The 20,636-nt window shown below is 71.4% G+C and carries 19 protein-coding genes and 1 pseudogene; 12 read left to right on the top strand and 8 right to left on the bottom strand.

The window, feature by feature from the left end:
• Nucleotides 1-180 precede the first annotated feature (180 nt).
• The 4 genes from ACWGJM_RS34350 to ACWGJM_RS34335 all read left to right on the top strand — a co-directional run bounded on the left by ACWGJM_RS34350 (nt 181) and on the right by ACWGJM_RS34335 (nt 4,568).
• Nucleotides 181-1,002 (top strand): Tat pathway signal sequence domain protein, encoded by an 822-nt coding sequence (locus ACWGJM_RS34350; protein ID WP_453415670.1) that lies wholly within the window; start codon nt 181-183, stop codon nt 1,000-1,002.
• Nucleotides 1,003-1,069: 67 nt separating this feature from the next.
• Nucleotides 1,070-2,389, top strand: a complete 1,320-nt coding sequence (locus ACWGJM_RS34345) for a copper amine oxidase (RefSeq protein WP_453415669.1) — start codon at nt 1,070-1,072, stop codon at nt 2,387-2,389.
• A gap of 102 nt (nt 2,390-2,491) precedes the next feature.
• Nucleotides 2,492-3,733 (top strand): SAV2148 family HEPN domain-containing protein, encoded by a 1,242-nt coding sequence (locus tag ACWGJM_RS34340; protein WP_453415668.1) that lies wholly within the window; start codon nt 2,492-2,494, stop codon nt 3,731-3,733.
• A gap of 112 nt (nt 3,734-3,845) precedes the next feature.
• A complete protein-coding gene (locus tag ACWGJM_RS34335) occupies nt 3,846-4,568 on the top strand; it encodes an exonuclease domain-containing protein (RefSeq protein ID WP_453415667.1) in 723 nt (240 codons plus the stop codon).
• A 28-nt stretch (nt 4,569-4,596) separates the two neighbouring features.
• Here ACWGJM_RS34335 and ACWGJM_RS34330 read toward each other — a convergent pair whose 3' ends face one another.
• Together ACWGJM_RS34330 and ACWGJM_RS34325 are read right to left on the bottom strand one after the other, a co-directional pair.
• Nucleotides 4,597-5,094, bottom strand: a complete 498-nt coding sequence (locus tag ACWGJM_RS34330; RefSeq protein WP_453415666.1) for a YbaK/EbsC family protein — start codon at nt 5,092-5,094, stop codon at nt 4,597-4,599.
• Nucleotides 5,064-6,032, bottom strand: coding sequence for a DMT family transporter (locus ACWGJM_RS34325; protein ID WP_453415665.1), 969 nt, complete (start codon nt 6,030-6,032; stop codon nt 5,064-5,066). Before ACWGJM_RS34325 ends, ACWGJM_RS34330 begins: the two co-directional genes overlap by 31 nt.
• Before the next feature lie 94 nt (nt 6,033-6,126).
• Here ACWGJM_RS34325 and ACWGJM_RS34320 point away from each other — a divergent pair, with 94 nt between their 5' ends.
• Nucleotides 6,127-7,050, top strand: coding sequence for a LysR family transcriptional regulator (locus ACWGJM_RS34320; RefSeq protein ID WP_453415664.1), 924 nt, complete (start codon nt 6,127-6,129; stop codon nt 7,048-7,050).
• Between the two features lie 28 nt (nt 7,051-7,078).
• On the opposite strand, the gene ACWGJM_RS34315 is transcribed toward ACWGJM_RS34320, so the two are convergent.
• Nucleotides 7,079-7,942, bottom strand: a complete 864-nt coding sequence (locus tag ACWGJM_RS34315; RefSeq protein WP_453415663.1) for a phosphotransferase enzyme family protein — start codon at nt 7,940-7,942, stop codon at nt 7,079-7,081.
• Nucleotides 7,943-8,041: 99 nt separating this feature from the next.
• On the opposite strand from ACWGJM_RS34315, the gene ACWGJM_RS34310 reads away from it, so the two are divergent.
• The 4 genes and pseudogenes from ACWGJM_RS34310 (at nt 8,042) to mgt (ending at nt 12,364) form a co-directional block, all read left to right on the top strand.
• The gene (locus tag ACWGJM_RS34310; RefSeq protein WP_453415662.1) at nt 8,042-8,989 is read left to right on the top strand and encodes a carbohydrate ABC transporter permease; all 948 of its coding nucleotides are present in this window, start codon (nt 8,042-8,044) and stop codon (nt 8,987-8,989) included.
• Nucleotides 8,986-9,819 (top strand): carbohydrate ABC transporter permease, encoded by an 834-nt coding sequence (locus ACWGJM_RS34305; RefSeq protein ID WP_453415661.1) that lies wholly within the window; start codon nt 8,986-8,988, stop codon nt 9,817-9,819. Before ACWGJM_RS34310 ends, ACWGJM_RS34305 begins: the two co-directional genes overlap by 4 nt.
• Nucleotides 9,819-11,108 (top strand): ABC transporter substrate-binding protein, encoded by a 1,290-nt coding sequence (locus tag ACWGJM_RS34300; RefSeq protein WP_453415660.1) that lies wholly within the window; start codon nt 9,819-9,821, stop codon nt 11,106-11,108. Before ACWGJM_RS34305 ends, ACWGJM_RS34300 begins: the two co-directional genes overlap by 1 nt.
• A 7-nt stretch (nt 11,109-11,115) precedes the next feature.
• A pseudogene (mgt, locus tag ACWGJM_RS34295) lies at nt 11,116-12,364 on the top strand (macrolide-inactivating glycosyltransferase).
• Here mgt and ACWGJM_RS34290 read toward each other — a convergent pair.
• Together ACWGJM_RS34290 and ACWGJM_RS34285 are read right to left on the bottom strand one after the other, a co-directional pair.
• Complete coding sequence (locus ACWGJM_RS34290; RefSeq protein WP_453415659.1) at nt 12,355-13,302, bottom strand: DUF6528 family protein; 948 nt, start codon at nt 13,300-13,302, stop codon at nt 12,355-12,357. The pseudogene mgt and the gene ACWGJM_RS34290 sit on opposite strands and share 10 nt — an antisense overlap.
• 106 nt (nt 13,303-13,408) lie before the next feature.
• Nucleotides 13,409-15,652: an MMPL family transporter gene (locus ACWGJM_RS34285; protein ID WP_453415658.1), complete on the bottom strand. Its 2,244-nt coding sequence runs from the start codon at nt 15,650-15,652 to the stop codon at nt 13,409-13,411.
• A gap of 209 nt (nt 15,653-15,861) precedes the next feature.
• Here ACWGJM_RS34285 and ACWGJM_RS34280 point away from each other — a divergent pair, with 209 nt between their 5' ends.
• The 3 genes from ACWGJM_RS34280 to ACWGJM_RS34270 all read left to right on the top strand — a co-directional run bounded on the left by ACWGJM_RS34280 (nt 15,862) and on the right by ACWGJM_RS34270 (nt 17,944).
• A complete protein-coding gene (locus tag ACWGJM_RS34280; protein ID WP_453415657.1) occupies nt 15,862-16,413 on the top strand; it encodes a DUF1697 domain-containing protein in 552 nt (183 codons plus the stop codon).
• Between the two features lie 200 nt (nt 16,414-16,613).
• Nucleotides 16,614-17,261, top strand: a complete 648-nt coding sequence (locus ACWGJM_RS34275) for a mycothiol-dependent nitroreductase Rv2466c family protein (RefSeq protein WP_453415656.1) — start codon at nt 16,614-16,616, stop codon at nt 17,259-17,261.
• A gap of 161 nt (nt 17,262-17,422) precedes the next feature.
• Entirely contained in the window at nt 17,423-17,944 is a 522-nt protein-coding gene (locus ACWGJM_RS34270; RefSeq protein ID WP_453415655.1) for a fibronectin type III domain-containing protein, read from the top strand.
• A 290-nt stretch (nt 17,945-18,234) separates the two neighbouring features.
• Here ACWGJM_RS34270 and ACWGJM_RS34265 read toward each other — a convergent pair whose 3' ends face one another.
• From ACWGJM_RS34265 to ACWGJM_RS34255, 3 genes are read right to left on the bottom strand one after another with little or no spacing between them, the layout of a single operon-like run.
• Complete coding sequence (locus tag ACWGJM_RS34265) at nt 18,235-18,978, bottom strand: sirohydrochlorin chelatase (RefSeq protein WP_453415654.1); 744 nt, start codon at nt 18,976-18,978, stop codon at nt 18,235-18,237.
• 5 nt (nt 18,979-18,983) lie between these two features.
• Entirely contained in the window at nt 18,984-19,862 is an 879-nt protein-coding gene (locus ACWGJM_RS34260; protein WP_453415653.1) for an ABC transporter permease, read from the bottom strand.
• On the bottom strand, nt 19,849-20,628 hold the full coding sequence (locus ACWGJM_RS34255; RefSeq protein ID WP_453415652.1) for an ABC transporter ATP-binding protein: 780 nt from the start codon (nt 20,626-20,628) through the stop codon (nt 19,849-19,851). Before ACWGJM_RS34255 ends, ACWGJM_RS34260 begins: the two co-directional genes overlap by 14 nt.
• Nucleotides 20,629-20,636: the final 8 nt, after the last annotated feature.

Genomic DNA, 20,636 nt, shown 5'->3' with positions numbered 1-20,636 from the left:
GGTGTGCCGCGCGGCCGGGACTGCCTTGGCCTCCGAGTCTCCCGGAAAGTGATGGAACCACCTATGACTTACGTCCCTCTTATCGGGCGACCAGTGCATACAGCGACGTGAGTGAGCCCGTATGCCGAAACAGTGGGGCAAAGACGTACTCCCGTGGACCAGGGGGAGTAGGGGGAAGATGTGCGCGAGATAGTGCGCCGCCATCTGGGCAAGGTGGTGGCCGGCACGGCGATCGCGGTGGCCGGGACCGCCGTGATGGTCGGAATCACCCTGCCGGGCACGGCGGGGGCGGACGAGTCGGGAGGGACGAACGGCAGCGGCACTCGGTCCGCCCAGCAGTCGGGCCAGGGCCAGGCGAACGGCGCCGCCCAGCCGGGCGTCGTCCAGCAGGCCCCGGCCGAGGGCAAGAAGGGCACCGGCGGTGACCCGCTGACCGACGACGAGATCCAGCAGGCCGGGAAGATCGCCGCGAGCGGGCAGCTGCTCAGCGCGGGCAAGAACGTCGACGGGGGCCGCGGGCCGCAGCGCCTCACGGTGGACCTCGCCGACCCGGAGGCGGACCAGCTGGACGACCCGAACGCACCGCGCCGGGCCGATGTGACGTTCTACGACTACAAGAACGACGCTCTGATCACCAAGACGGTCAACCTCGAGACCGGCAAGGTGGAGCAGACCGGCTCCCAGCACGGCGTCCAGCCGCCGCTGAGCCGGGCCGAGAACGTGGAGGCGGCCAAGCTCCTGCTCGCCGACCCGCTGGGCGCGGGCCTGAAGGCGGACTACAAGGACGCCACCGGGCATGAACTCACCTCCCCGGACCAGCTGCTGTTCAACGGCGCGGTCTACCGGGCCACTCCGGGCGCCCAGCCCGCCGCGCTCGACAAGTGCGGCGAACACCGCTGCGTGCGGCTGTTCCCGAAGGTCAAGAACGGCCCGTGGATCGACGCCAGGTCGCTGATCATCGACCTGAGCGCCCGCAAGGTCGCCAAGCTCGACCGCCGCTGAGCCGCCCTCCGGACACCAGTCCGTTCACTTTTCCGACTTGCTCCTCCTGCAAGGGAGTCACTTCTTCATGCGCGTCAAAAGAATCAGCCGTGCCCGTAAGCGGGCGGCCGTCGGCGTGACCGTGGCCGCGCTGGCCGCCGGTGCGACGGCCGGGGCGGGACCGGCCGTCGCCCAGCCGAAGGCCGCCCCGGCGGCGGCCGCCCAGTGCAGCGCCGCCTACAAGATCGAGCAGAAGCTCTCCAGCGGCACCACCTGGAGCATGTGCTGGCGTTACGACAGCAAGGCCGGCCTCGTCCTGGAGAACGTCTCCTACCAGCCCAAGGGCGAGACCAAGCCGATCAAGGTCCTCAACAGCGCCCGGCTCGCCCAGATCGACGTCCCCTACGACGACGGCAGCGTCGAGTACGACGACCTGACCGGCTTCGGCTTCGCCCAGGGCCTGGTGAACCTGGCGCCGGGCGAGTGCCCCGGCGGCACCATCAAGTCCGTCAAGGTCCCCGACGCCTGGGACCCGCAGCACCCGAACGTCAACGGCCTGTGCACCACCACCCGTTCCCGCGGCCACGCCTACCGCATGCAGGGCGACACCGCGAACAAGGTCTTCCAGGCCCAGGGCAAGGACCTGCTCGTGTACACGGTCAACCAGGTCGGCTGGTACGAGTACATGACCGAGTGGCGCTTCCAGGACGACGGCACGGTCAACATGAACGTCGGCGCCACCGGCAGCCTCTCCTACGAGGACTACGACGCCGGCGACGGCCGCGGCTGGCCCCTCGGCAAGGGCGCCAAGGCCTACGCCACCAGCCACACCCACAACGTCTTCTGGCGGCTCGACTTCGGCCTCGACGGCTCCTCCAAGGGGAAGGTCGAGCAGTACGACTCGGCGGTCACCGCGCCCGCGCACGGCCAGGAGGCTCCGACCGCGAAGACCACCCGCACCAAGGTCACCAAGGAACTCGCGGGCGACGCCAAGACCTACCGCTGGTGGCGGATGGTCAGCGCGACCGGCAAGAACAAGGACGGGCACGCGCGCTCGTACGAGATCGTGCCGGGACCGACCACCAAGTACCCGGGCCGCAGCTTCACCAAGCACGACGTGTACTTCACCGAGTACAACAAGTGCGAGCAGTACGCCAGCAACAACCCGGGCAACTGCCCCGCCGGCGCGGGCAAGTCGGTCGACAAGTGGGTCAACGGCCAGACCCTGACGCACCCCATCGTCTGGATGAACGTGGGTTTCCACCACATCGCCCGGGACGAGGACCAGCAGCCCATGCCGATCCACTGGCAGGGATTCGCCATCGCCCCGCGCGACGTCACGGCTATGAATCCGCTCACTCCGGACGAGCTCGCGTGGCAGAACGGCCACTGGCGGCCGCGCAGTTGAGAAACGACCTGTCCATCCGGCTGCACCGCCGACCGCTTGCGGAGTACTCTTCCTTGATCGTTGGCACGGGGAGAGCTCGGGGGAGCGGAAGGCGGTGCACGGGTGGGCTCGGGAGGGCTGGAGCTGCCCCCTGGTGACGAGGGTCACGAGGGGAACTCCACGGACGTCCCGCCCGGCGCGGTGTCCCTGGCGCGGCCGATGGACGCGACGGGTTCCATCGGGCCGGAACTGGACTGGGACGCCGACGCCTGGCTCGAGGTGCGCACTCGCGCCCAGCGGGCCGGGCGGGCCTACATCTGGCTGAACCTCGTCGAACAGCGGCTGCGCGCGGTCGTGGCCGCCGTGCTGCGGCCCATCTACGAACCCGTCCACGGCGACGACTGGGTGGTCGCCGCGGCCGGCCCGGCCGGACAGGAATGGGTGCAGCGCGCGGTCGCCGTGCGCGAGGTCAGCCGCCGCAAGGGCTATCTGCTCGACCCGGCCGACGACAACGTCCTCAGCTTCCTCACCCTGCCCCAGCTGCGCGAGCTGATGGTGCAGCACTGGCCGTGCTTCGAGCCGTACTTCGACGAGCGCCGGGACGTCGAACTCGCCCTGGACGAGCTCGAGGTCACCCGCAACGTCGTCTCCCGCAACCGGGCCCTGTCCGAGGCCGTCCTGAACCAGGCCGAGCGGGCCTCCGCCCGGCTGCTGGAGATGCTCGGCGCGGGCGGCGACGTGCCGTCCGCGCGGCGGCTGCCCGTCGACGCGGTCGAGAGCCTGGTGGGCGACCGGTACGCGGACGTGGTCGCCGTCCACCCCGACCGGGTGCGGCTGATGCGCCAGTTCCCGGCCGAGGACCTCTTCGGCGGCGCCCGCCGGCTCGACGCCACCGGCATCGGCCTCAACCTGCTCGTGCAGAACTTCTCCGGGCGGCGGCTGGTGCGGCTGGCCGAGTCCGGCTGCCGGGTCCGGCTGCTCTTCCTCAACCCCGCCTCCAGCGCCGTGAAGCGGCGCGAGCGGGAACTGGGGATGAAACGGGGCGAACTGAGCCGCTCCGTCGAGATGAACATCCTGCACATGCGCCGGGTGCGGTCCCGGCTGCGGGACCCGGACGCCTTCGCCATTCAGGTCTACGACGAGACGCCGCGCTTCACCGCCTACCTCGTCGACGGGGACGGCGCCGACGGCATCGCCGTGGTGCAGTCCTATCTGCGCGGTGCGCGCGGGATGGAGTCGCCGGTGCTGGTGCTGCGCAACGGCAGCCGGGTGGTCAAGTCGGACGACGTGGGTGAAGGCGGACTCTTCGCGACATACCGCGAGGAATTCGAGCTGGCTTGGGCGGATTCGCGGCCGGTGTCCTGAACTGTCCCCGGCCGCAAGCGGAAAGCGGACCTCGGATTGTCAGTGGCGCGTGCGAGGGTGGAGCCACTGAGAGATCACCGGGGGAACGCACCACCAAGAAGGGGGGCCGCCCATGGGCTGGCACCGGGAGCTGCTGATCGGCTTCGACCTGGAGACGACCGGGACGGATCCGCGCGAGGCGCGCATCGTCACGGGGGCCGTGATCGAGGTCAGGGCCGGGCAGCCCATAGGCCGCCGGGAGTGGCTGGCCGACCCGGGCGTGGAGATCCCGGCCGACGCGGTGGCGGTGCACGGCATCAGCAACGAACGCGCGGCGGCCGAGGGAGCGCCGGCCGACCGGGTCGCGGACACCATCGCGGACGTCCTCACCGGGTACTGGAAGACGGGCGTGCCGGTCGTCGCCTACAACGCGGCCTTCGACCTCACCCTGCTCTCCGCCGAACTGCGGCGCCACGGCCTGCCGTCGCTCTCCGACCGCCTCGGCGGCCTCGACCCCGCCCCGGTCATCGACCCGTACACCATCGACCGCCAGGTCGACCGCTACCGCCGCGGCAAACGCAACCTCGAAGCGGTCTGCGCCGAGTACGGCGTCGTCCTCGACTCCGCCCACGACGCCACCGCCGACGCCCTCGCCGCGGCCCGCCTGGCCTCCGCGATAGCCGACCGCCACCCGAAGATCGCCGCCCTCGGCCCGGCCCTGCTGCACCAGCGCCAGATCGAGTGGTACGCGGCCTGGGCGGCGGACTTCCAGAACTTCCTGCGCGGCAAGGGCGACGCGGAGGCGGTGGTGGACGGCAGGTGGCCGATGCGGGAGTTGGCGGACGACCGGGTGTGAGGCGGTCACGCCCGGCGGACCACCGGCCCTAGGCCGCGGCCGGGCCCGCGATGCGGGCCACCCGTGGGCGGGCGAGCCTGGCGTAGTCGGTGCCGGAGACGACCAGGGAGCGGTCCAGGCGGGCGGCGTTGAAGTACAGCTGAGGCCGGGCCACGACGTTCGGGTCGGCGACGACTTCGAGGTCGGGGTCGAAGCTGAAGGGCAGGACCGTGCCGGGAACCGAGCGGGCCAGCCGCTCGGCGGTCTCGGCGTCGCTGAAGCCGGCGTAACGGGCCCCGAACAGCTCGCGCACGGCGTCCAGGTCGACCCGCCGGTCACCGGGGACGACCGCCAGGACGTGACGGGTGGTGCGGCGGTCGACCTTGACCCGCAGGACGATGCACTTCGCGGCCTCGGACGCGGGGTGTCCGCGCAGGGCGCACACGGCCTCGGTGGCGCCCTCGGGTTCGTGGTCGATGAGGCGGTAGTCGACGCGGGAGGCGTCGAGGAGGGAGATCAGGTGCTGGTAGGTGTCGTGGTCAGGCATGCGGTGCTCGAGTCCCTTTCCGTGTCGTGTGCCGGGGGTGGTGTCGTGGCGGAGCGGCCTGCGCGGTGGGCGCGTTCCACCGCTTGGCCCCAGTAGGTCCCGGCGACCATGAGGGCCGCGCCGAGGCCGGTGAGCGCGGTGAGGTGTTCGCCGCCCAGGGCGACGCCCACGGTCGCCGCCCAGACCGGCTCCGTGCCGAGCAGCAGGCTGGCCCGGCTGGCCGACGTGCGCTGGACCGCCCAGGTCTGCGCGAGGAAGGCGAACACGCTGCAGAACAGGGCGAGGTACAGCAGCTGCGTCCAGGTGGCGGCACTCGCGCGGACCAGGTCCGGCAGGCCGGTCAGGGCCGGGGGGAGGAACAGCCCCGTACCCACCAGCGTCTGGAGCGCCGTCAGGTGCGGCGGGCGGATCGTGCGGCCCGTGGTGAGCCGGCCCACGAGACAGACGTGGACCGCCCGGATGCCGGCGGCGGCGAGCATCAGCAGGTCACCGGACCGGGGGGCGTGGAAGCCGTTGCCGGACATCAGCAGGCCGACGGCGAGGACGCACACGCCGGCGGCGGCGAAGAAGGCGGGCGGCAGGCCACCGGGGTGAGCGGAGCGGTCGAGCAGCGGGGTGAGCACGATGGTCAGACTGATGATCAGGCCCGCGTTGGCGGCGGTGGTGTGGGCGACGCCGTACGTCTCCACGACCAGGACCGCGGCCTGGGTCACACCCAGCGGCACACCGGCCCGCACCTCCTCGCGGGTCCACCCGCGGGACCCGCGGCGGCGGGCGGCCACGAGGCCGAGACAGGCCGGCGCGGAGAGCGCGTACCGCGCCAGCAGGACCGTCACGACGGGCAGGGCTGTGGTGGCCGTCTGGGCGGACAGATAGCTGGAACCCCAGACGAGCGCGACCAGGAGGAGTACCGCGTCGGTACGGCGGGCGTCGGACACCCGACCACCGTGCACCACCGGTGACCCTGTAGCCCAGGGCCACTTCCTTAAATGATCTTTTAGTTTCCCTTCATCGTGCCCTTAGGCTGCGGGCATGGACGAACGGCAGTTGCGGATCCTGCGTGAGCTGGGCGAGCTGGGCAGTGTCACCGCGGTCGCCGAGGCGTTGCTGGTGACGCCGTCGGCGATCTCGCAGCAGCTGCGGCTGCTACAGCGTTCGGTCCCCGTGCCGCTCACCGAGCGGCACGGGCGCCGGCTGGTGCTCACCGACGCCGGGCAGGCCCTGGCGGGCGCGGCCGTCGAGGTGGAGACGGCGCTGGCGCGGGCCCGGCACGCCGTGGACGATTTCGTCGCCAGACCGGACGGCGAGGTGTCGGTGGCCGCGTTCCACAGCGCGGGCGCCGCGTTCTTCCCGCTGCTGCTGCGGGCCCTGGCCGGACCCGGCGGACCCGCGCTCTCACTGGCCGACGAGGACGTTCCGCAGCAGGACTTCCCCCCGCTCACCCGCGAGTACGACCTCGTGCTCGCCCACCGCCTCGACCACGCCCCGCCGTGGCCGCGCACCGTGCACGTGACCGCGCTGCTGCACGAGCCGCTCGACGTGGCGATGCCCGCCGGACATCCGCTCACCGCCAAGCGCCGGGTGACCCCGCGCGACGTGGCCGACGAGCCGTGGATCACCGTGCACGACGGCTACCCGGTCCTGGCGGTCATCGAGGCCATCTCCGCCGCGGCGGGGCGCCGACTCCATCTGGCCCACCGCGTCAACGAGTTCGCGGTGGTCGCCGAGGCCGTCGCGGCCGGCGGCGGTATCGCCCTCATGCCCCGCTGGACGATGCGCCCGCATCCCGCACTGGCCCTCAGACCGCTCAGCGGGGTTCAGGCCAGACGGCACATCGACGCGCTGTACCGCCCGGAACGCACGGCCCGGTCGGCCGTGCGCACGGTGCTGGCCGAACTGCGTCGTGCGGCGCGCGGCATCCAGAACCGGGACACCGGCAAGCAGACGACGCCCTAGACAACGACAAGCCCCGGACGCCAGGCACTCAGAACGGGTACCAGCGCACCGTCTCGTCCCCGTCCCGCAGTGACGCCACCCGGCGGCGGAACTCCGCCAGCGCCCCGGGGTTGGCCGGGGCGTGCTGTGCCACCCACGCGCAGCTGGCCGTCTCGCGGGCGCCGCGCAGCACCGGGCAGCCCTCCCACTCGCGCACGTCCCACCCGTAGGTGTCCGTGAAGGAGTCGTAGGCCTCGGCGGCGAGGCCGTAGCGGTCGCGGGAGAGGGCCATGACCACCAGGTCGTGCTCGCGCAGATCGGCCGAGACGGTCTCCAGGTCCACCAGCACGGGGCCCTCGGGGCCGATGTGGACATTGCGGGGCAGCGCGTCGCCATGGATGGGCCCCGGCCGCAGATGGGGCGTCAGCGCGGCCGCGGCTCCCGCGAACCCGTCCCGCCGCTCACGCAGATACGCCGCGTCCGCCGGGTCGATCGCGTCGCCCGCGAGCCGCAGCCAGCGTTCCACACCGCCCAGCAGTTCGCGGGGCGGAAGGGCGAAGGACGGGGACGGCAGCGCGTGCACGATCCGCAGCAGTTCGGCCAGATCCCGCGGCTCGGCGGGCCGTACGGGATCGGGCAGGCGGTGCCACACGGTCACCGGGTGCCCCTCGGTCAGCAGGGCCTTCGGCTCGGCCGCCCGTACCGCCGGCACGTCCACCTCGGCCAGCCAGGCCGCGACGGCCAGCTCCCGCCGTGCCCGGTCCAGCAGTTCGGCGTCGCGCCCCACCTTGACGACCAGGTCACCGGTGGCGAACACCGCGTTCTCGCCCAGGGCGAGCAGCCGAGCGTCCCCGGCCGTCCCGGGCAGCACCCCCGCCGCGGCCAGTACGTCCCGCGCCCGTGCCTCGTCCATCGTCCGCCTCCGTGTCCTGTCCGGTGCTGGCCAGTCTCGCATTCCCACAGGTGGAGCCGTGTGCGCGGTCCCTTGACGGAACACCACGCCTTCACGAGCATGAACACGCCAACCGAGTCGCGCAAAGGGGCTGATTCAGTGACATTGGTAGTGGAGGCCGGGCGGTCGCCGCGGCGCGCCCCCGACCGCGGCGCCTGGTTCCTCGTCCTGCCGGCCCTGATCCCCATCCTCGTCCTGAGCGTCGGGCCCCTGCTGTACGGCATCCTGCTGGCCTTCACGGACGCCCAGTCGGGCCGGACCGCGCCCACGAAGTGGACCGGCGCCCTCAACTTCCGGGACCTGCTGCACGACACGCTGTTCTGGGAGTCGTTCCGGATCGGACTGGTGTGGGCCGTCGGGGTGACCGTGCTGCAGTTCCTGCTGGCGCTCGGCCTGGCCCTCCTGCTGAACCAGCAGTTACGGCTGCGCCCGCTGGCCCGTGCCCTCGCCATCGTCCCGTGGGCCATGCCCGAGGTCGTGGTCGGCATCATGTGGCGGCTGGTCTACAACCCGGACGCGGGCGTCCTCAACGAGACCCTGCGCGACCTCGGCCTCGGCGACGGCCGGGACTGGCTCGGCGGCCTGGCCAGTGCCCTGCCCGCCGTGATCGTCGTCGGTGTGTGGGCCGGGATGCCGCAGACGACGGTCGCCCTGCTCGCCGGGCTCCAGAACACCCCGCGCGAACTGCACGAGGCGGCGGCGGTGGACGGCGCGGGCGCCTGGCGCCGGTTCCGCACGGTCACCTGGCCCGCCCTCAGACCGATCGCGCTCGCCATCACCGCGCTCAACCTCATCTGGAACTTCAACTCCTTCGCCCTGGTCTATGTGCTGACGAACGGCGGCCCCGGCGGCAAGACCCGGCTGCCGATGCTCTTCGCCTACGAAGAAGCCTTCCGCTACGGCCAGTTCGGCTACGCGGCGGCCATGGGATGCGTGATGGTCGCGGTGATCTCGGTGCTGCTCGCCGTCTTCCTGGTGGGCCGGCTGCGGGGAGGCGAGGACGCGTGAGGACCCGTACCGGCGCCCGCGTGGGCCAGTACGCCGCCCTGCTGGCGTATCTGGTCTTCCTCGCCTTCCCCCTTCTGTGGCTGCTGTCCACCGCGTTCAAGTCCCCGCGCGAGCTGGGCAGCGCGCACCCGTCCTGGATCCCGAGGGACCCGACCCTCGCCAACTTCCGGCAGGCCTTCGACGAGCAGCCGCTGCTGCGCGCCGGGCTCAACTCGCTGCTCGCGGCGCTCGCGGCGGCGGTGATCGCCGTTCTGCTCGCGACGCCCATGGCGTACGTCATGGCCCGCCGCCGCACCCTGCTGTCCCGGGCCGCGACCGGGTGGGTGGTGGTCAGCCAGGCGTTCCCGTTCGTCCTGGTGATCATCCCGCTGTTCCTGGTGCTGAAGAACCTGCGGCTGGTCGACTCCCTGCCCGGGCTGGTGATGGTGTACGTCGTGTGGGCGCTGCCGTTCGCGCTGTGGATGCTCGTCGGATACGTACGCGCGGTCCCGGCCGAACTGGAGGAGGCCGCGGCGGTCGACGGCGCGGGACGGCTCAGAACGCTGGTGTCGGTGACGGCGCCGCTGCTCGCGCCGGGGATCGTGGCGACGGGCCTGTTCGCGTTCGTCACCGCGTGGAACGAGTTCTTCTTCGCGCTGGTGCTGCTGAAGACGCCGGAGAGACAGACGCTGCCCGTCGTCCTCACGCACTTCATCGGCGCGGAGGGGGTCGCGGACCTCGGCCCGCTCGCGGCGGCCGCGTTCCTCGCCACCCTGCCCTCGCTGGTCGTCTTCGCGGTGGTCCAGCGCCGGATCACGGGCGGCCTGCTCGCCGGGGCGGTGAAGAGCTGATGCGCACCCGGAGCGCCACCGTCCTCCTCGCCCTCCTCCTGCTGCTGGCGGGCTGCTCCTCGGGCGGCACGGACACCGGCGGCCGGATCACCCTGCGCTTCCAGTCCCTGGCCTGGCAGGAGGAGTCCGTCGCCGCCAACAAGGAACTGGTGAAGGAGTGGAACGCGGCCCACCCGGACGTCCATGTCGAGTACGTCCAGGGCAGCTGGGACAGCGTCCACGACCAGCTGCTCACCGCCTTCGAGGGCGGTGAGGCCCCCGACGTCATCCACGACGCCTCCGACGACCTCGCGGACTTCGCCTACGGCGGCTACCTCGCCGACCTGACCGGCCTGCTGTCCTCCCGCCTCACGTCCGACATCCCGCGGCGCAGTTGGGAGACGACGACCTTCGGTGACGGGATCTACGGCGTGCCGTTCCTCCAGGAGCCCCGGGTGCTGATCGCCAACGCGGCTTGGCTGAAGCGGTCCGGGGTGCGGATCCCCACGCCGGAACGGCCTTGGAGCTGGACCGAGTTCCGGCAGGTCACGCGGCAGCTCAGCGGCGACGGGAAGTACGGTGTCGCCTGGCCGCTGAAGGAACCCGTCTCCGCCACCCTCAACCTGTCGCTGTCGGCGGGCGGCCGGCTCTTCCACCGAGACGGTGCCGGCGGCGACGGCAAGGTGACCGTCCGCTTCGAGGCCGCCGACCAGGTGGTGCCTCGCATCGTCCACGACCAGACGGGCACCGACCACAGCGCGCCCGCCTCGACCCTGGGCAGCGGCGGCTCGGACACGCTGCCCGGCTTCTTCGGCGGCAAGTACGCCATGGTCCCGCTCGGCTTCTCCTACCGGCAGCAGATAGCCCAGCAGGCGCCCGAGGGCTTCGACTGGCAGGTGCTGCCCGCCCCGGCGGGCGCCGACGGGCTCACCCAGGGCGTCAGCCCGCAGACGCTGTCCATCGCCGCCGACAGTCCGCACAAGAAGGAGGCCGCCGCGTTCGTCGACTTCCTGCTGCGGCCGAAGAACATGGTCCGGCTGGCCCTCGGGGACTGGATGCTGCCCACCGGTACCCGGGCCCTCGCCGACCCCGCCCTGCACACCGTGAAGGACGGCTGGGCCACCGGCACCGCCCTGGCCGCCCACCTCAGCCCGGCCCCCGCCCAGTCCGTGCGCGGCTATCCCGAGTGGAAGGACAAGGTGGCGACCCCGGCCTTCCAGGAGTACTACAGCGGCGCGATCGGCCTCGCCGAACTCCGCCGCCGACTGGAGAAGGACGGGAACCTGGTGCTGGCCCGCTACCAGCGCTGAACGGACAATTAATTTGAACGAGACGTCTCGTCTCGAATAGTCTCGCCGTCATGACCGACCGCGCTCACATCGCCATGTTCTCCATCGCCGCCCACGGCCACGTCAACCCCAGCCTGGAGGTGATCCGCGAACTCGTCGCCCGGGGGCACCGGGTCACGTATGCCATCCCGCCGGTGTTCGCCGAGAAGGTCGCGGAGACCGGTGCCCGGCCCGTGCCCTACACCTCCACGCTGCCCGGGCCGGACGCCGACCCGGAGGCCTGGGGCGCCACCCTGCTGGACAACGTCGAGCCCTTCCTGAACGACGCGATCCAGGCGCTCCCGCAGCTGATCGAGGCCTACGAGGGCGACGAGCCGGACCTCGTGCTGCACGACATCGCGTCCTATCCGGCCCGTGTCCTCGCCCACCGCTGGGGTGTGCCCGCGGTCTCCCTGTCGCCGAACCTCGTCGCCTGGGACGGCTATGAGGAGGAGGTGGCCGAGCCGATGTGGGCGGAGCCCAGGAAGACCGAGCGCGGCCGGGCCTACTACGCCCGGTTCGAGGCCTGGCTCGCCGAGAACGGGATCACCGAGCACCCGGACCCCTTCGCCGGCCGCCCCGCCCGGTCCCTCGTACTGATCCCGAAGGCGCTGCAACCGCACGCCGACCGGGTCGACGAGCGTGTCCACTCCTTCGTCGGCGCCTGCCAGGGCGACCGTGCCGCGCAGGGCGAGTGGCAGCGGCCCGAGGGCGCCGAGAAGGTGGTGCTGGTGTCGCTCGGCTCGGCCTTCACCAAACAGCCCGCCTTCTACCGCGCGTGCGTACGGGCCTTCGGCGACCTGCCCGGCTGGCACCTGGTGCTGCAAGTCGGCAACCGCGTCGCCCCCGCCGAGCTGGGCGACGTACCGGAGAACGTCGAAGTGCACTCCTGGGTACCCCAGTTGGCGATCCTGAAGCAGGCCGACCTGTTCGTCACGCACGCCGGTGCGGGCGGCAGCCAGGAGGGACTGGCCACCGCCACGCCGATGATCGCCGTACCGCAGGCCGTGGACCAGTTCGGCAACGCCGACATGCTCCAGGGCCTGGGCGTCGCCCGGCGACTGTCCACCGAGGAGGCCACCGCCGACGCCCTCCGCGCGGCCGCCCTCGACCTGCTCGACGACCCGGAGACCGCCCGGCGGCTGCGGGAGATCCAGGCCGGGATGGCCCAGGAGGGCGGTACCCGGCGGGCGGCGGACCTGATCGAGGCCGAGCTGCCCGGGCGCCGTCAGAGGTAGGCGGTCGTGTCGAGCCTCGCCTTGTAGACGATCGCCCCGGCCCGGGCCCGCGCGACCCCGCTCACGTTGAAGTGGACGTACTTCGTCCCGAAGTCGTTGCCGCCCGCCACCGCCCCGGTCCACATCTGCTCGCCGGAGGAGTGGTGCACATACGACTTGACGAGCTTGCGGGTGTGCAGCGTGGTCGGCTTCATCGTCGACTTGTCGACCGCGTAGACGCCGTTGGTGTCGGTGACGAGGAGCCGGCCCGGGTGCTGGTGGTCCGGCTGGAGGTCGTGCGGGTGGTGGAAGGAGGTGACGCGGCGGGCGGAGTCCTCCACCAGCTTGGCCGAGTTCGCCGTCGTCACGATCCGGTACGCGGTCAGCACCGAGCCGCCCGCCGCCCACATCCGCTCCAGCTGCGGGTCCCACAGCAGGCCGTGCGCCTGGAAGAACGGGATCGGCGTCCCCGCGCTCACCAGCGAGGAGCTGTGGCTGTCGGTGGGCCGGAACACATGCAGACTGCCGCCCTTGGCGGTGCCGCCACCCGCGCCCTTGCTGCGCCCGGCGACCACGACCACACCGGTGCCCTGGGCCCGTTCGATGCAGTGCGGGTAGTTCGGGACGTTCGCCGACCACAGCAGTTTCTTGTCGCGACGCCGGTAGATGCTCGCCCTGCCGCTGCTCGCCGTGCCCGTCGCCGCGAGCAGGATCTGGCCGTCGCCCGTGGTGTCCCGGAAACGGTGCTCCATCGGATGTCCCGAACCCGCCGGATTCAGCGACCACTTGATGTTGGCGTCGGTGAACGGCTTGTTGCGGTCGAAGAGGTAGATCTTCCCCGAGTTGACGTCCCCGATGAGCACGTCGAACGCCGCCGGTGCCGCGTACGCCTCGGCCGGGGCCGGCAGCCCGGCCGCCGGAGCGGCGAGCGCGGCCTTCAGCAGGTTCCGTCTGTCCATGTGTGTCCTCCCCCGTGGTGGACCTGCGTCGTCTGTACTTCTGGAGCACGGCGAGGGCCCGTTGGTTCCCCCGGGAGACCAACGGGCCCTCTGTCAACGGGCGGAATCAGACGCTCAGCCGGTCACCCTCGGGGCGAGGCGGTGCCGCCACCGCCTCCGGCGACTCGTCGTGGGTGAGGTCGGGCAGCCGGTTCATCCACTTGGGCAGGTACCAGTTGCGCTCGCCCAGCAGCGCCATCACGGCCGGCAGCAGCACACCGCGGATGATCGTCGCGTCGATCAGCACGGCGGTGGCGAGGCCCACACCCATCTGCTTCATGTCCTGCATGGACAGCGTGCCGAAGATCGCGAACACGGCGACCATGATGACGGCGGCGCTGGTGACGACACCTGCCGTGGTGACCACGCCGTGCTGGATCGCGTCCTTCGTGCTGCGGCCGCGCATCCGGGCCTCGCGGATCCGGGAGACCACGAACACGTGGTAGTCCATGGACAGACCGAACAGGATCACGAAGAGGAACAGCGGCAGCCAGGTGACGACCGCGCCGACGCCCTCCGCGCCCACCAGCGAGGCACCCCAGCCGTGCTGGAAGACGGCGACGAGGATGCCGTACGCCGCGCCCACCGACAGCAGGTTCAGCAGGATCGAGGTGATCGCCACGGTCAGCGAGCGGAACGACAGCAGCATCAGCAGGAAGGCGAAGACCACCACGAACGCGAAGACCGGGAGGACGGAGCCCATCAGCTGGTCGTTGAAGTCGTGGTTGCCCGCGACGTTTCCGGTGATCGGCGCCTGGACGCCGTCGACCTTGCCGAGCGTGGCGGGCCGTACCTCGTCCCGCAGCTTCTCCAGGCTCCTGCTCGCCTTGTCCATGTCCGAGCCGCCGACCAGCGGTACGGACACCAGGGCGACGTTCTGCGCGTCGTGCAGCTTGATGTCGACCGGGCCGAGCGAGGCACCCGAAGCGACCGCCTTCGCCTTGAAGTCGGCCAGCGCCTGCCGCACCTCGGCTGCGTTGATGTCCTTGGCCTTCACGACCACCTCGGCCGGCTCGGAACCGCCCGGGAAGGCGTCGTTGAGCCGGTTGTAGGTCTGCACGATGGGCAGCGAGTCACCGAACTCCTGGTCCAGGGTGAGCTGCGAGGTCTTCATGCCCAGCGCGGGCGCGGCCACGGCCAGCAGCGCGCCCACCGCCACGACCACGGAGACCACCGGCCGCGCGAGCACACCGCGCAGCACGGCCGTCCAGAACCGGCTCTCCGAACTCCCGCCGTTCCGGCGCCGGCGCAGGAACGGTATCCGTCCCTTCTCCACCCGCTCGCCCAGCAGCGACAGCAGCGCGGGCAGCACGGTCACGGAGCCGACCATGGCGACGGCCACGACCATCAGCGAGGCCAGGCCCATCGCCTCGAACGCGGCGAGCCCGGTGAACAGCATGCCCGCCATCGCCACGCACACCGTGACACCGGAGACGATGATCGCCCGGCCGCTGGTGGCGGCGGCGATCCTCAGCGCGGTGCCCGCGTCCCGGCCGGCTTCCCGCTCCTCGCGCTCCCGGCGCAGGTAGAACAGGCAGTAGTCGACGCCGACCGCCATGCCGACCAGCAGCATCACGGAGTTGGCGGTGTCGCTCATCGGCTGGAGATGGCTGACGATGCCCATCAGGCCCATCGTCGCCATGATCGCGGTGATCGCCAGCGCCACCGGCAGCAGCGCCGCCACCAGCGCCCCGAAGGCGATGAGCAGGATGCCCAGGGCGACCGGCACGGCGGAGTACTCGGCCTTCTGGAAGTCGTCGCCGAAGGCGTCCTTGTACTGCTTGTTCATGCTGGCGCCGCCGATCTCCTCGATCCGCAGCGATCCGTGCTCCTTCTGCACCCCGTCGACAGCCTTCAGCACCGGTTCGACCCGGTCGGCGGCCGTGTCCGCGTCGCCGCGCATGTCGAACTGCACCAGCGCGCTGCGGCCGTCCTTCGAGATCGTCCGGGTGTCGTACGGCGAGGTGACGTCGGTGACCTTGCCGGTGGCGCCGACGGCCTTCACCACGTCCGCGACGGTGGCCTTGAACTCGGCGTCCGTGGCCTTCAGGGAACCGTCCTTCGACTGGATCAGGACGGTCTCCCCGGCCGGCTCCTTGATCCCCGCGTCGTCGATGATCCGCGCGGCGGTGTGCGTCTCCCCCTTGAGCTGGTCGCTGTCGTCGACATCGACCCGGCCCGCCGCCGAGCCGAGCCCCATCGCCAGGACGACGAACAGCACCCATATGCCGACGGCCGCCCAGCGATGCCGGGCGCTCCAGCCGCCGGCCCGGGCGGCCAGGCCCCGCACCCGTGTATCTCCGTTACCCATGACGGGCCATCCCCCTTGTTCTGCTCCGTACGTTGACTCGCTACGAAGGTATGGGCCGGATAAGGCCTTCTCGTCGTGCTGCCCGGTGAAGTACGACGACGTCCTCTCGTCGCCGGGGAGGACAACGGGCCCTTACATCTATCTGTGCGTCTCGGGGGCGCTGATCAGGGTGTGCCCACCGGGCACGACGGCCGCTCTATGGTGTCGGGATGACGACATACGCTGCGCTGCTGCGGGGCATCAACGTGGGCGGCAGCAGGAAACTGCCGATGGCCGACCTGCGACAGCTGATGACGGGCCTCGGCCACGAAGGCGTGCGCACCTACCTCCAGAGCGGTCAGGCCGTCTTCACCTCCGACCACGGCGACGAGGAGTCCCTGGCCGCCGAGCTGACGCAGGCGATCGAGCGGCGGTTCGGCTTCTCCGTGAACGTGATCGTGCGCACCCACGCCTACCTGAAGGCCGTGGCGGAGGCCTGCCCGTTCCCCGCCGCCGAACTCGAGGCGAGGCAACTGCACGTCACCTACTTCTCCGCGCCCGTCACCGCGGAGCGCTTCGCGGAGATCGACCAGGCCGCCCACCTCCCCGAGGAGTTCCGCCTCGGCGACCGGGCGCTGTACCTGTACGCCCCGGACGGCCTCGGCCGCTCCAAGCTCGCCGAGGCCCTGTCCCGGCCGCGGAGCACCAAGGGCGTGATCGCCACGAGCCGGAACTGGAACACCGTGGTCAAGCTGGTGGAGATGACGGCTCCGCAAGCGTGACCCTTCGCATGGGGTCTCCTTCGCACTCAGGGGAGGGAAGACCCAATTGCCTCCCAGCGGGCCCACACCCGCGACCGCGCGCCGGCCGGCCATCAGCGAGGCCGCCGCCCAGGTGCCCGCCGCGGACAGCTGAATGGGCCACTGAAACAGGGAGGGATTGGGCCGGGATCCTGCGCCATTCGGCGGCTAGCGTCGTCCGCATGACGCCTTCTTCCGAGACCGACCGCACCGGCGCACCCGTCCGCGTCGACTTCGCCTTCGACCCCGCGTGCCCCTTCGCCTGGATCACCTCCCGCTGGCTGCTGGAGGTCGAGCGCCTGCGCCCGCTCAACCTTCGCTTCCACACGATGAGCCTGTACCTGCACAACCTCGGCAACGAACTCCCGGACTGGTACCGGGATCTCGTGGACCGGTCGATCGGCCCGGTCCGGGTCGCCGTGGCCGCCGCCGACCGGCACGGCGAGAAGGTGCTGCGGGACCTCTACACCGCCTTCGGCACCCGCATCCACGAGCGCGGTACCGAGTACGCCCAGGATTTCGACGCGGTCGTCACCGAGTCCCTCGCCGACCTTGGGCTCCCCGCCGATCTGGCCCACGCCGCCCGCGACCCGGCGTACGACGAGGCGGTGCGCCGCAGCCACGACGCCTGGGCCGAGCCGGACTCGGGAGGCTACGTGGGCACGCCCACCGTGCATGTCGACGGCACGGTGTGGTTCGGTCCGGTACTGCGGGCCGTTCCGCGAGGAGAGGCGGCGGCCGAGCTCTTCGACAGCTTCCGGGTGCTGGCGAGGCACCCCGACCTGTTCGAGCTCAAGCGCACCCGCACGGGCTCTCTGTCCTTCGACTGAGACCGTACGCCGGACTCGAGCCCGCCTACAAGAGCCTGCTCGACCGCCGTGTCGGCGCCCGTTCCGTCCCCGAGTCGCCGTCCCGGGTCGGCACGAGCACAGCGGGCGCGGACGCGCTGTACGTCACCTTCAACCCGACCTTCGTGGACGGCGGTTCGCCGGTGACGTCGTTCACGGCACGGGCATACGACACGACGGGCGGGCTGGTCGGCCAGCAGCGCCTGTCGGCGGCGGACTTCACGCGCACGGCGATCATGCGGATCGGGGGACTGCCGTCGACCGGCGGGCCGTTCACCGTGACGGTCACCGCGAGCAGCGCCTACGGCAGCAGCGCCCCGTCACTCGCCTCGCTGCCGCTGACACCGACGGCGGTGAGCGTTCTGCCGGGCGCACCCACAAGTCCCAGGCTGCGCACGGCGTCCACGGCGGCCACCCTCGCCTGGACCCCGCCCACCGCGACCGGCGACGCGAAGATCACCGGCTACCGGGTGACCGTCTCGGACGGCCGCGACCCGCTCGACGTCACCGGCCGGGACGTCCTGGTCACCCAGCCCTCCGCCAAGGGCATGTTCCGGGTGCTCGGCGGACTGGCGCCAGGAACCGCGTACACGGTGACCGTGGCGGCGGTGACGGCGGCGGGCACCGGTCCCGCGGCCACGGTGAAGGCGACCACGCAACCCTGACGGCGCGGCGGAATCCCCACCGCTGTGACACATCCACCGCACGAAACGCAGTACCAAGTGCCGGGCACGGCAAGAAGGTTGGCCACAGCCGGACGCCGTGTCCCGGTCCGTCGTCCGCGGACCGGCGTCACAGGGGAGCGCCGGACCGCGGACACCCCGCCCGCCACACCGGCTCGCCCCGACAGTGCCCTGGCCTGTTGCGAAAGTCCCGCCGTCCGCCCGGAGGGCGGGCGACGCCCGGCGGCGTCCGGTGCGTGCTCTCGGCGTGCCGGGCGCAGGCCCTCGTACCCCTAGGCGCCCACAGCCGCCAGCGCCGGGTGGCGTGCCGCGTCGTAGCGCTCCAGCAGCAACCGGGCCACCTGAGGCGCGGGACCGAGTACGTCGGCCAGGACGTCCGCCTCCGCCGCGCCCCGCGCGATGCGGTCCGGGAGGAAGCCGGGGGCCAGGACGTACGGGGCGACCGCGACCTTCGCGCAGCCCAGGGCGCGCAGTTCGCGCACTGCGTCCTCCGTACGCGGCAGGGATGCGGAGGCGAACGCAGGCCGCACGGCGCACCAACCGGTGTGCCGCCACTCCCGCGCGATATCTGCGATCACTGCGATCGCCTCCGGGTCGGTGGACCCCGCCGAGGCCAGCACGACCCCGGTCGAGGACTTGTCGGCCGGGGTCAACCCGGCCTCGTACAAACGCCGTTCGAGGGCGGAGAGCAGCAGCGGCGACGGGCCGAGCACCTCCGCCTGACGGATCCGCAGCCGTGTCGGTGCGTCCCGCAGAACCGCCGGAATGTCCGCCTTCGCGTGGAACGCGCGGGTGAGCAGCAGCGGGAGGGCCACCACGTCACGTACGCCCTCCGCCGCCAGGGACTCCAGCACCCCTTGCACGGAGGGGACGTTGAAGTCCAGGAAGCCGGTCTCCACGCGCAGCCCCGGCCGCAGCGACCGTACGCGACGCACCAGGGCGTGCACCGTCGCGGCGTGCCGTGGGTCGCGGCTGCCGTGGGCGATCACGAGGAGGACCGGCTTCGAATGGCGCATGGGAGTCAGCTCTTCACCAGCAGGCCGCGGCTGCGCAGCACCCACCGCTCCAGCGGGCTGAAGATCAGCAGATCGATGGCTATGCCGACGAACAGGATGAGCAGGATGGCGAGGAAGACCGTCGCCATGCTGCTGTTGGTGCGGCCCACCTCCAGCAGCTGGCCCAGACCCATGCCCATGTCCGGCGACTGGGCGATGATCTCGGCGGCCATCAGCGAACGCCAGGAGAAAGCCCAGCCCTGCTTCAGCCCGGCCACATAGCCGGGCAGCGCCGCCGGCATCACTATGTGCCAGGTGCCGCGCAGTCCTGTCGCGCCCAGTGTGCGGCCCGCGCGCAGGAACAGCGGGGGCACCTGGTCGACGCCGGAGACCAGGCCGTTGGCGATCGAGGGGACGGCGCCGAGCAGGATCACGGTGAACATCACGGAGTTGTCCAGGCCCAGCCAGATCACCGCCGGCGCTACCCAGGCGACCGACGGCAGCGACTGCAGACCGGAGAGGATCGGGCCGAACGCCGCACGCACGAACTTCACCCGCGCCACCAGCAGGCCCAGCGGCGTGCCGATGGCCAGCGCGAGCAGGAAGCCCAGCAGACCGCGGGAGACGCTGCCCCAGATGTAGTCGAGCAGGGTCCCCTTGAGCCACTGGTCCTCGACCTCTGCCCACACATCGCCGGGAGAAGGCAGCTTCGACGGGTTGTCGACGACCGGGTAGAGAAGGGCCCAGGCCACCAGCACCACCGCGATGGCGGTGATGGGCGGCAGGATCTTGTTCTTGAAGGTCTGGCTGAAGGGTGTACGGCCGGTGGCCGTGGTCTCCAGTGCGTCGAGGCCCGCCTCGACGCTTCCGGCGTCCTGGGCCGGTGTCGTCTCAGTGCTGGCCATGGCGGCGGATCTCCCCACGCAGTACATCGGTGATCTCAAGGGACAGTTCGGCCACGGGCGCGTCCTCGATGCGACGCGGCTGCGGGATGTCGACCGTCCACTCTCGTGCGATCCGGCCCGGGCGGGACGACAGCAGGATGACGCGCTGCGCGAGCCGTACCGCCTCGCGCACGTTGTGCGTGACGAAGAGGACGGACACGCCCGTCTCCGCCCAGATCCGCGTCAGTTCGTCGTGCAGCACGTCCCGTGTGATGGCGTCCAGCGCCGCGAACGGCTCGTCCATCAGCAGCAGGTTGCTCTCCTGGGCGAGCGCCCGGGCCAGCGCCACACGCTGGCGCATACCGCCCGACAGCTCGTGGACGCGCTTGCCGTACGCGCCCTTCAGCCGGACGAGTTCGAGCAGCTCGTCGGCCTTGACGCGCCGCTCGTTCTTCGGAACTCCCCTGAGCTTGAGGGCCAGTTCGATGTTCTTGCCGGCGGTCAGCCACGGGAAGAGCGCGTGCTCCTGGAACATCAGGGCCGGCCGGCTGTCAGTCGCGATGGAGCCGACAGTCGGCTTGTCCAGCCCCGCCACCAGGTTCAGCAGTGTGGACTTGCCGCAGCCCGAGGCCCCCAGGAGGGTGACGAACTCGCCCGGCGCGACATCGAGACTTATGTCGTCCAGGACGGGCTGCTGCCCGCCCGGTCCTGCGAAGGACTTCGAGACATGCTCAAGGCGAGCGGCGTACTCCACCGACTCTTCGGCCTTGGCGAGGGTCGTGGCCATGGTCGTCA

The organism is Streptomyces sp. NPDC054834, assembly GCF_053611185.1.
Note: the sequence above shows the minus strand (reverse complement) of the source record. Positions and strands in the feature narration are given on the sequence as shown.